This is a genomic window from Stenotrophomonas sp. S39 (assembly GCF_016624665.1).
Lineage (GTDB): Bacteria > Pseudomonadota > Gammaproteobacteria > Xanthomonadales > Xanthomonadaceae > Stenotrophomonas.
The window spans coordinates 19,803-31,093 of sequence record NZ_JACVTT010000056.1 but is presented as its reverse complement, the minus strand read 5'-3'; the positions used below and the strand labels follow the sequence as shown (position 1 = coordinate 31,093).

The 11,291-nt window shown below is 69.3% G+C and carries 6 protein-coding genes and 1 riboswitch; of the genes, 3 read left to right on the top strand and 3 right to left on the bottom strand.

What is annotated here, in order from left to right:
• Nucleotides 1-60: 60 nt before the first annotated feature.
• The 3 genes from IAE41_RS14575 to IAE41_RS14565 all read right to left on the bottom strand — a co-directional run bounded on the left by IAE41_RS14575 (nt 61) and on the right by IAE41_RS14565 (nt 6,748).
• Nucleotides 61-636, bottom strand: coding sequence for a manganese efflux pump MntP family protein (locus IAE41_RS14575; RefSeq protein ID WP_079224342.1), 576 nt, complete (start codon nt 634-636; stop codon nt 61-63).
• 10 nt (nt 637-646) lie between these two features.
• Nucleotides 647-815, bottom strand: a riboswitch (yybP-ykoY riboswitch).
• Nucleotides 816-980: 165 nt separating this feature from the next.
• Entirely contained in the window at nt 981-4,427 is a 3,447-nt protein-coding gene (locus IAE41_RS14570) for a PAS domain-containing hybrid sensor histidine kinase/response regulator (RefSeq protein WP_200733600.1), read from the bottom strand.
• A 173-nt stretch (nt 4,428-4,600) separates the two neighbouring features.
• Nucleotides 4,601-6,748 carry a S46 family peptidase gene (locus tag IAE41_RS14565; protein WP_200733599.1) on the bottom strand — a complete coding sequence of 716 codons (2,148 nt, stop codon included), beginning with the start codon at nt 6,746-6,748 and terminating at the stop codon, nt 4,601-4,603.
• Nucleotides 6,749-6,893: 145 nt separating this feature from the next.
• Here IAE41_RS14565 and IAE41_RS14560 point away from each other — a divergent pair, with 145 nt between their 5' ends.
• The 3 genes from IAE41_RS14560 to IAE41_RS14550 are packed head-to-tail and all read left to right on the top strand — an operon-like array spanning nt 6,894 to nt 11,289.
• Nucleotides 6,894-8,582: a molecular chaperone HscC gene (locus IAE41_RS14560; RefSeq protein WP_200733598.1), complete on the top strand. Its 1,689-nt coding sequence runs from the start codon at nt 6,894-6,896 to the stop codon at nt 8,580-8,582.
• Nucleotides 8,579-9,973 carry a hypothetical protein gene (locus IAE41_RS14555; RefSeq protein WP_200733597.1) on the top strand — a complete coding sequence of 465 codons (1,395 nt, stop codon included), beginning with the start codon at nt 8,579-8,581 and terminating at the stop codon, nt 9,971-9,973. Before IAE41_RS14560 ends, IAE41_RS14555 begins: the two co-directional genes overlap by 4 nt.
• A complete protein-coding gene (locus IAE41_RS14550; RefSeq protein ID WP_200733596.1) occupies nt 9,970-11,289 on the top strand; it encodes a J domain-containing protein in 1,320 nt (439 codons plus the stop codon). Before IAE41_RS14555 ends, IAE41_RS14550 begins: the two co-directional genes overlap by 4 nt.
• Nucleotides 11,290-11,291 lie beyond the last annotated feature (2 nt).

Below are 11,291 nucleotides of genomic sequence, written 5' to 3'. Positions count from 1 at the left end.
GCCTGAGAACCGCGCTGCGCGCGTGAGCCGAGCGCAGGCTCGGCTCTACAGTTCCGCGCGTTACGCCACGCCGTGCAGGTGTTCGTACAGGATCGTCGAACCGATGATCACCAGGATCACGCCGCCGATGATCTCGGCGCGCTTGCCGACCATGCCGCCCAGCACGCGGCCCAGCATGATGCCGGCGGTGACCATGGTCAGCGTGCACAGGCCGATGACCGCAGCCATTACGCCGATATGCACGTCCATGAACGCCAGGCCGATACCCACGGCCATGGCATCGATGCTGGTGGCGAAACCAGTCAGCGCCAGCTTCCAGAAACCGTGGTGCTGCGAGGGATCCTCGTCCTCTTCGCCGCTGTCCGGGCGCACGCCGTTGATGATCATGTGCACGCCCAGCGCGACCAGCAGGCCGAACGCGATCCAGTGGTCGAAGGCTTCGACGTACTGCAGGGCGGCGCGGCCGAGCAGCCAGCCGATGATGGGCGTGATCGCCTCGATGACGCCGAAGATGATGCCGGCGCGCAGTGCATCGCGGAATACCGGCTTGCGCATGGCCGCACCCTTGCCGATCGCGGCAGCGAAGGCGTCGGTGGACATGGCGAAACCGATCAGGAGGATCGAAACAGGAGACATTGGCGGCTGCTGAAGGTCGGGCAAGGACGGACGCACGGCTCGCGCTCGCGCCCAACCTGACGTTGCGCGCGCGGGCCGCTGGTCTCGCCAACCATCATGGTTGTCCACGCCACGGCGCACTGGCCGAGTATGTTGACGTGGACGATTCCTGCGAAGGAATCCGGCTACTCCCCAAGGGGACGCGAAGCTTAGCACCGCGATCCGCGCGTGGCGCATCTGCGGGCAAACGCGCAGGCAGGGCTGGTTTGTATAGCGAAGGCTATATTGCCGTGGAAATTGCGGGTGCACGGCGCGATCCAGCCGAGCATGGGCTCGGCTCTACAAGGGGTTGGGTAGCCCGGCGTTTACCTCGCCTCGCGCAGCGCGCCGAGGAAGGCGCGCAGCGAGGCCGGCTTGATCGGCTTGGTCAGCACGCGGTAGCCGCGCTCGCGTGCCATCCGCTTCAGTTCATCGCGGCCATCGGCGGTCAGCAGCGCGCCCGGCAACGGGTAGCCGGCCGCTTCGCGCAGCGCCACCAGCGCGTCCAGGCCATCCATGCGGTCATGCAGGTGGTAGTCCACCAGCATCACCTGCGGTTGCTCGGCCACCTTCTCCAGCGCCTGGTCCACGGTCGATGCGGTGATCACCTGCACCTGCCAGCGGCCCAGCAGCGCGCGCATGCCATCGAGGATCTCCTCGTCGTTGTCCACGCACAGCACGCGCAGCCCGGCCAGCGAGTCGCTGCGCACCGGCGGCGCGGCGGCCTGCGCGGGAAGCAGCGGCTCGCTGTAGCCCGGCAACGGCGCCACGCGCGGCAGGATGATCGAGAACATCGATCCACTGCCCACGCGGCTGCGCGCGTTGAGGCGGTGATCGAGCAGGCGCGAGATGCGCTGGCAGATCGACAGGCCCAGGCCCAGCCCCTGCTCGCCCCAGTCGAAGGGCTGCTGGTAGCGGTGGAACTCCTCGAAGATCTGCCGCATATGGTGCTCGGGGATGCCCGGACCGGTATCCCACACCTGCAGTTCCACTTCGTCGCCACGCTGGCGCACGGCCAGCACGATGCGTCCCTGGCGCGTGTAGCGCAGCGCGTTGGCAAGGAAGTTCTGCAGCACGCGGCGCAGCAGGCGGCGGTCGCTGCGTACCCAGGTGGTACGCGCGAACAGGTCCAGGCGCAGACCGCGCCCCGCCGCCACCGGCGTGTACTGCGCAGCCAGTTCGCGCATCAGCGCACTCACATCGAATTCGCCGATGACCGGGTGCAGGCCGCCGGCATCCAGCCGCGACACGTCCAGCAGGCCATCCAGCAGTTCTTCGGCCGCGCGCAGCGAAGCATCCACGCGTTCGGCCAGGTGCTTCTGCTCGTCGCTCACGTGGTCGCTGTCACGCAATGCCGACGCGAACAGGCGCGCGGCATTCAGCGGCTGCAGCACGTCATGGCTGATCGCCGCGAGGAAGCGGGTCTTCGACTGCTGCGCGACCTCGGCCTCGTGCGAGCGCTCGGCCACGCGCTGTTCCAGCGTTTCGTTGGCTTCCAGCAGTGCTTTTTCCGCGTGCTTGTAGTCGGTGATGTCGTTGTAGCTGGTCACGTAACCGCCGCCGGGCAGCGCCTGGCCGCGCATCTCGATCACCTTGCCGTCGCTGCGCGTGCGTTCGAACACGTGTGGTGAACCGGCGCGCATGTAACCGATGCGGCGGTTGATCTGCACTTCGATGTCACCTTCGCCGAGCTCGCCGCGTTCGGCGTTGTAGCGGATCAGGTCGGCCACCGGCCGGCCCACGTAGAGCATGCCGTCGGGGTAACCGAACATGTCCTGGTAGCGCCGGTTCCACGCCGTCAGGCGCATGTCCGGGTCGACCACGCTGACACCGGCGCTGATGTTTTCCAGCGTGGTGGACAGGATCTCGCGGTTGAAGCGCAGCTCCTGCCCCGCTTCGTCCAGCACCGCCACCACTTCACCCAGGTCCATGCCCGAGCCACGCAGCAGGCTGGTCAGCAGCAGGCGCGCGGAGGCGGCGCCGATCGACGCGGCCAGCAGGCGCTCGGTGAACTGCACCCAGGGCCGGTCGGCCGGTGCCGAGGACTGCAGCTCGCGGCCCAGCGACTGTGCCTGTTCGAAGAACGAACGCCGCGCGTGGCGCTCACCCACCACGCGCGAGGCCAGGGCCAGCAGGTCGCCCACGTGCACGTGGCCGGGCCAGCCGCCCGCCACCGAGGGGCGTTCGGCGTAGGGGTCAAGGAAGGGCGCGGCGCGCAGGCGCTCGTCCACCCCGGGGCGCCAGCGCGCGGACACCAGCATCATCGTGGCCGCGTTGACCAGCAGCGACCAGAACGTGCCGTGGGTCAGCGGGTCCCAGCCGGTCATGCCGAACAGCTGCTGCGGGCGCAGCCATTCCACGCCGAACGGACCGTGCTGCACCCAGGTCGCATCCACCCAGCCGGCCATGGTCATCGCCGGCAGCAGCAGGGTGTACATCCAGGTGGCAAAGCCCAGCACCATGCCTGCTTCGACGCCACGGCGGCTGGCGCCGCGCCAGTACAGGCCGCCGATCAGGCCCGGCGCAAACTGCGCCACGGCGGCGAAGGCCATCAGCCCGTACGAGGCCAGGCTGCTGTCGTTGCTGCTGCTGCGGTAGTAGCTGTAGGCCATCAGGGCCAGCAGCAGGATGGCCAGGCGGCGGATCCACAGCACGCGCGAGGCCATGTCGGCCGCCTCCTGGTGGTCGCCACTGCGGCGCAGCAGCACCGGCATCACCAGGTCGTTGCTGACCATGGTGGCCAGCGCGATGGAGGCCACGATGACCATGCCGGTCGCGGCCGAGAAGCCGCCCACGTAGGCGATCAGCGCCAGCGCGTTGCGGCCTTCGGCCAGCGGCAGGGCCAACACCATCGAATCGTCGGCCACGGTACCGCCGGTGCCGAACAGGGTGACGCCGGCGGTGGCGATCGGCAGCACCATCGCCGAAATCAGCACCAGGTAGCTGCCGAACATCCAGCGCGCGCGGCGTACGTCGCGCACATCGCCACACTCGACCACGGCCACGTGGAACTGGCGTGGCAGGCAGATGATGGCCAGGAAACTGAGCAGCGTCTGCGAGATGAAGCCCACCGGCGGCAGGCCGGTGAACAGCGTATGCACCGACTGCACCACCGCATCGGTGCGGTTGCTCAGCCACAGGTAGGCGAACACGCCCACCGCAAGCATCGCCAGCAGCTTGATGACCGATTCGAAGGCGATGGCCAGCATCATGCCGTGGTGGTGCTCGGTGGCATCGACCTGGCGGGTACCGAACAGGGTCGCGAACAGGGCCATCAGCAGGGCCACGTACAGCGCCGGATCGGTGAAGTAGCCGGTCGGGCCGGCGTTGCCGGTCAGCACCTGCAGGCTCATCGCCACCGCTTTGTACTGCAGGGCCAGGTACGGAACGATGCCGATCAGGGCAATGATCGCCACCAGCGCGGCCAGCCGCCGCGAGCGGCCGAAGCGCGAGGAGATGAAATCGGCGATGGACACCACGTTCTGGCTGCGCGCCACCAGCGCCAGGCGCTCGATGATGCGCCAGCCGAACAGCAGCATCAGCAGCGGGCCGATGTAGATGGGCAGATAGCCCACGCCGTGGCGCACCGCGGTACCGACCGCGCCGTAGAAGGTCCACGACGAGCAGTACACGGCCAGCGCCAGGCTGTAGACGACCGGCCGCAGCCACGGCCGGTCGGGGTACATCGGCCGGCGGTCGCCCCACCACGCCACGCCGAACAGCAGCGCGGCATAGGCAACCGAGACCAGCAGCAGGATCCAGCTGGAGACCACGCGCGCGTTTCCGTCAGGACAGGGGCCAGTAGATCACGACCGTTGGCCATTCTGGTAGGTCACGACCGTTGGTCGTGACGGGGCATCCGTGCCCACTGACAGTGGGCACCCACCAGAAGAGGTGGACGGTGGGCACCTACCGGCAATCAATGGGCACCCACCCAGAAGCGGCCTTATTCGGCCGGCACGCCCATTTCCTTCAGCAGCTCGGGCGCCGGGTAGACCTTGGCCAGCAGCCAGCGCAGGTAGCGCATGTCCACGTGCACGGCACGCTTGAAGCGCGGGTCGAACCACCAGCTGGCGCTGACCGATTCCCAGTTGCTGTCGAAGTTCAGGCCGATCAGTTCGCCCTTGGCGTTGAGCACCGGCGAGCCGGAGTTGCCGCCGGTGGTGTCCAGATTGGTCAGGAAGTTGACCGTCTGGGTCTTCAGCGCCGGGTCGGCGGTGCTGCCGAAATCGCCCTTGGCGATGGCGGCCAGCAGCGGCTTCGGTGCATCGAACGGGTAGGCGTTGGTGTTCTTTTCGACGATGCCGGCCACGGTGGTCACCGGCGAATAGGTCACGCCGTCACGCGGATGCAGCGCCTCCACCTTGCCGTAGCTGATGCGCAGGGTGCGGTTGGCATCCGGGTACACCGCGCGGCCCTGCTTGGCACGCCAGGCAAACAGCGCCTGCATGTAGGCCGGGCGCAGGCGCAGCTGCTCGCCTTCGCGGGTCTTGCTCTCGTTCTCGATGCGCAGCTGCGCGGCCACCAGCGGGCCGGCCACGGCCACCAGCGGATCGGCGGCCAGGGCCTTGCCTTCGCGGGCGGAGGCGAAGCGCGAAAGGCGCTGGGCCTCGTCACCCAGCTGGGTGCCGGTGTACAGGCCATCCAGGGCCTTGGCCAGCTCGGCCGGGGTACGGCCGAAGGCGGCGTCGAACTCGGCCACGCGCTGCGCGTCCGGCAGCTGCTGGTAGCGGGTCAGCAGGCGGGTCAGCAGGGCCTTCTCGACCTCCGGTGCGTAGCGGCGCTGCACCTGCTTGAGCACGCCCTCGATCATCGCCTGGTCGCGCTGCTGGTAGCCGGTCTCGCGCTGCGCATCCGGCTTGGCCGATTCGATGCGCAGGCGTTCCAGCAGCAGGGCCGAGCGCAGCAGCTGGGTCTGCGCGGCCATCTGGTCCAGCAGCAGGTCACGCTCGCCCACCGCCGCGCCCTGCGACAGGTTGGCCAGCAGCGCCTTGATGTCGGCCTGGTACTTGCGGTCGGTGGCGGCCAGCATGGCGGTTTCGTCGGCAGCGCGCTGGGCCTTGGCATCGCTGCGCAGCAGGCCTTCCAGCTCGCCGGCGGCGCGCTTGCGGTTGTTCTTCAGCGACTGCAGCTGCGAGGCGTAGCGGGTACGTGCCTGCGCATCGTTGGCGGTGGCCGCCTCGATGGTGTCGATCATCTGCTGGAACACCGAGACCCGGCGCGGCAGCACGGTGTCGATCTGGCCGGCGAATTCGGCCGCGGTGCGGTGGCGGTAGGTGATGCCCGGGTAACCGGCCAGCATCGCGTAGTCGCCTTCCTTCGGGCCTTCCACCGACATCTGCAGGTGCGCCGGCGCCTGGTAGGGCACGTTGTCCTTGCTGTAGGCGGCCGGCTTGCCGTCCTTGCCGACGTAGGCGCGCAGCAGGGTGAAATCGCCGGTGTGGCGCGGCCACATGAAGTTGTCGATCTCATCGCCGTAGTTGCCGATGGCGCGCGGCGGTGCGTACACCAGGCGCACGTCGCTCAGTTCCAGCTGGGCGATGCGGTAGAAATCGGTGCCGTAGTACATGTTGGCCACCGAGCAGCGCACGCTGCCGTCTTTCTCGCACTCGGCCACGATCTGCTTGCTGGCCGCATCGACGGCGTCGAAGTAGGCGCGGCCGGTCTTGCCGCGGGCCTGGGCCAGCACCTGGTCGGTCACCTTGTCGAAGCCGACGGTGACCAGCACGCGGAAGTCCGGGTTGGCCGGGCGCTCGTCGGCGCGGCCCTGGGCGATGAAACCGCCGTTGATGAGGTCGTGCTCGGGCGAGCTGTTGTACTGGATGACGCCCATCGCCACGTGGTGGTTGGTCAGCAGCAGGCCATCGGCGGAAACGAACGAGGCGGTGCCACCACCGGCACGCACCACCGCGCTCAGCGGCGGCGCGGTGACGTTGGCCAGCTCGGCCGGGTTGCCCTTGAAGCCGGCCGCCTGCAGCGGCTTGGCCAGCTCCGGCAGCTGGGTCGGCATCCACATGCCTTCATCGGCGTGGGCGCCTGCAGCGAGGGTCAGGCCCAGGGCCAGGGCGGCAGGAAGGGTTTTACGGGCAGGCATCGGCATTTCCGGCAGTACAGAACAGCCCGGGACCATAGCCGCTGGGGGCGGATGGGGCAACGGCCGATGGTTGGGGGTGGCGCGTTCATCGGCCGCTCGTCCAGCCTACAATCGGCGCTCCATCACATGCAGTCAGGGAAGCAGCATGATCGTCGGTATCGACCTGGGCACCACCCATTCGCTGGTGGGCATCTACGAGGCAGGCGGCGGGCGGTTGTTCCCCAATGCACACGGCGAGCTGCTGACGCCCTCGGTGGTCAGCCTGGCCGATGGCGCGGTGCTGGTCGGGCAACCGGCGCGAGACCGCCTGGTCAGCCATCCGGCGCACAGCGTGGCGAACTTCAAGCGCTGGATGGGCACCGACCGGCAGACCCGCCTGGGCGACCGCAGCTTCCGGCCCGAGGAACTGTCGGCCCTGGTGCTGCGCTCGCTGCTGGCCGACGCCGAGGCGGCGCTCGGGCAGAAGGTGGAAGAGGCGGTGATCAGCGTGCCGGCGTACTTCTCCGATGCGCAGCGCAAGGCAACGCGCAGCGCCGGCGAACTGGCCGGCATCCGCGTCGAGCGCCTGATCAACGAGCCCACGGCAGCAGCACTGGCCTATGGCCTGCAGCAGCGCGAGGGCGAAGGCCGCGTGCTGGTGCTGGACCTGGGCGGCGGCACCTTCGATGTCTCGATCCTGGAGCTGTTCGACGGGGTGGTCGAAGTCCATGCCAGTGCCGGTGACAATTTCCTGGGCGGCGAGGATTTCTCGCGCGTGCTGCTGGACGCCCTGCTGGCCGACCAGCGGCTGGACCTGGCCACGCTGGCCGCCAGCGAGAAGGCGCAGCTGCTGCGGCATCTGGAACTGTTCAAGCGCGAACTGAGCCACAGCGGCAGCAGCACGCTGGAGCTGGCGCTGGGCGAGCGCCAGCTGCACTGGTCGCTGGACGAGGCGGCATTCGCCCGGCTGTGCGATCCCCTGCTGCAGCGCATGCGCGGCCCGATCGAGCGCGCCATCCGCGATGCACGGCTGCAGCCGGACGCACTGGACGACATCGTGCTGGTGGGCGGCGCGGTACGCATGCCGATGGTCAGCCGCCTGGTCACCCGCATGTTCGGCCGGCTGCCCCTGCGCCATATCCACCCGGACCATGCCATCGCCCTGGGTGCCACCGTCGCCGCCGGCCTGAAGGGTCGCGACGAGGCCCTGCGCGAAGTGGTGCTGACCGATGTCTGCCCCTACACGCTGGGCACCCAGGTGTCGCGCCGCACCGCCGATGGGCAGTCGCGCGGCGGCTATTTCCACCCGATCATCCAGCGCAACAGCGTGGTGCCGGTCAGCCGCGAGGATCGCTTCTTCCCCATCCAGGAGCAGCAGCGCGAAGTGGTGATCGACATCTACCAGGGCGAAAGCCCGACCGTGGACCGCAACATCAAGCTGGGCGAGCTGCGCGTGCCGCTCACCCATCGCGGGCCGCTGGAGGAACGCGGCGTCACCACCCGCTTCACCTACGACATCAACGGCCTGCTGCAGGTGGAAGTCACTGAGGACGCCAGCGGCCTGCGCCATGAGCTGATCCTGGAGCAGAACCCGGGCCTGCTGTCGCCCACCGAGATCCAGCAGCGCCTGGCCGCCCTGCAGGGCCTGAAGATCCACCCGCGCGACACCCAGCAGAACCTGGCCGTGGTGGCCCGCGCCGAGCGCCTGTACGAGGAGTTCATCCACCACCGCGACACGCTGCAGGGCTGGCTGATGCAGTTCCGCCATGCCCTGGACGGCCAGGACCTGCACCACATCGAGCAGCAGCGCCGCGAGCTGTCCCAGGCGCTGGACATGCTGGAGCGCGATGCATGAGCTGGGGCCTGGAGGTGCTGGCGCTGGGCGAGGACGCCGACGAGCGCACGATCAAGCGCGCCTACGCGCAGCGCCTGCGGGTGACCCGCCCCGACGATGACCCGGCCGCGTTCCAGCAGCTGCATGAGGCCTACCAGGCCGCGCTTGCATGGGTGCAGCAGCGGCCGGTGCCATTGGAAGCAGCAAGCGCCGCCAGCGCCCACGTAGCCAGCGGATCCGAACCCGCGCCCGAACCTGCGCCTGCGCCCGCGCCTGCGGACAGGGCGTTCGCCGATGCCCCACCCCCGCCCCCACAGACCGTGGACGTGGCCGCCAGCGCGCACGGCATCCTGGCCCGGGCCTTGCAGCTGGAGGCGGGCCCCCTGCGCGACTGGCTGGCGCAGCAGCCCGAACTGTGGTCGCTGTACAGCAAGCCTGCCATCGGCGAGGCGGTGCTGGCCCAGCTGTGCAACCACGTCCCGCCGCTGTCGATGGGCATCAGCGAAGTGCTTGTCGAGACCTTCGGCTGGAATGATCTGCACAGCGGCATCGACCCCTATGCGCTGCACGCGCACCGCCTGCAGATGCATCGCAGCTGGGTGGTGCAGCCGCGCAACCATGGGCGACTGGCCGAGCTGCTGCGGCAGAACGGGCTGCCTTCCACCATCACCGGCGCGCGCGACCACCTGGCCTGGTTGTCACGCCCGTGGAAGGCCTGGCAGGCCCTGCTGACGTCGCTGCCGCCGATGCGGGGGCGCGACCTCAATCGCACGCTGGACGTGCTGTGCATCGACGATGCCACCGATGCACCCGCACCGTTGCGCGCGCAGCAGGTCGATTTCTGGCTGCGCATCGGCCAGCGCGACCGCATGAGCGTGGTGCGCGGCCTGCAGGGCCTGCTGCGTGGCATCGCCAGTGGCCTCGCCCTGTCGGCCCTGATCCTGGGCTATGGCGTGCTGAAGAGCAGCGAGCCTGACGCATGGCCCATGCAGCGTTTCGCCGAGCTTGCACTGTGGGCGCTGCTCGCGCTGACCGTGTCGGGCGCGCTGGCACCGCCCCTGCACACGCTGCTGCGCTGGCAGAGCTGCGATGAACCCGCGGCACCACGCGGGCGCTACCCGCGCCTGCTGCTGATTCCGCTGCTGGCGGTGATGGCCGTGGTGCTGATCCACGTCCTGGACCTGCGCGTGGCCGGCACGGCACTGGCGTGGTCGGCGCTGGTGCTGGCCCTGGTGCGCTTCTGGAAGCGCAGCCGCCTGGAAGTGCATTTCAACGGCTGGCTGCTGCTGGCCGCGCTGCCGCTGCTGAAGCTGACGGTCATGATGGTGGTGGTGGCCGAACTGGCCCTGGTCGCCACGCTCGTGCTCTGGCTGTGGGATGGCTGGCGCAATGTGCGGGGCCAGTGGGCATGACTGATTGGATGCAACGGCTGGGGCTGGACGCCGACGCCGACGAGCGCGCCATCAAGCGCGCCTATGCCAGGCAGCTGCGGGTCACCCGGCCCGAAGATGATCCGGTGGCATTCCAGCAGCTGCACGAGGCCTACCAGGCCGCGTTGGCGCAGCTGGCCGGCGATGTGGAACCGCCCAGGCACAGCGCGCCGCAGGCGTCGACGCACGAGGTGGACCACGATGCCGTTGCCGCGCAGCTGGTCGAGGTGGCCGCACAGGGCGATGACGCGCTCCTGCGGCAGACCCTGCAGCAGCAACCGGAGCTGTGGTCGCTGCACGGCAAGCGTCTCATTGGCCAGGCCGTACTGCAGCACCTGGTGAACAACGAACCCGCCCTGCCACGCACGCGCTTCGACGTGCTCGGTGAATGCTTCGGCTGGGATGACCCGGTACGGGGCTGGGACCTGCACTGGCTGGATGCCGTGGCACGCCGCTGCGAACAGCGCTGGCTGCTGTCACCGGACGGTGCGGGTGCGCTGGCGGTCCGCTACTCAGGCATCAGCGACACCCTGCTGGTGCCCGGCAGCGATGTGCTGCCCAGCCTGCGCGAGCCGCGCCCGGCCTGGCGCAACCTGCTGAGCACCCTGCAGCCGTCGCGCGCACACCAGGCGATCAACCTGCTGGCGGCGCTGGGCTACTGGCACGACCTGCGCCTGCCACCGGGCCTGGATGCCGGGCAGGTGGCGTTCTGGTCACGCTTCGGGCGCGAGGACGACGCCATCCATTGGCAGGCCGGCGGCCTGCGCACGTTGCTGGTGGCACTGGCCCTGGGGCTGCTCTGCACCTGGGGCGTGGTCGCCAGCTGGCCGCTGCCCGCCTCGTCCGATGGCCTGCTGGACGGAGGCCAGCGCGCGGCACTGCTCATCGCGGTTGCGGTGCTGCTGGCCCCGGTGCTGTGGCTCAGCTCCATGGTGCTGCGTGCGATCGTGCGCTGGCAGTCGCTGCCGGAGCACGCTGCAACGGTCCTGCCGGGGCTGCGCATCCTGGCCATTCCGTTGGCGGTCGCCGCGGTGATGGGGGCGTTCCACCTCGCACTGCGCAGCACCACCGAGGTTCCCTTCACCGCGCTGCCCGTGCTGCTGGTGGCCAGCGCCGTGGTGCTGCGCATGGCCCGCCAGCGCTTCGTGAAGCGCTGCGCGCCGGCCGGGGAGGAAGCCGGCGGCGCAGGCACGATGATCGCCATCCTGCTGATCGTGCCCGCGCTGGTGGTGGCCCTGGTCTACTGGGCCAAGGACCTGCACGCCCACCGCGACCAACTGCGCTGGTTCAACCGTTGATC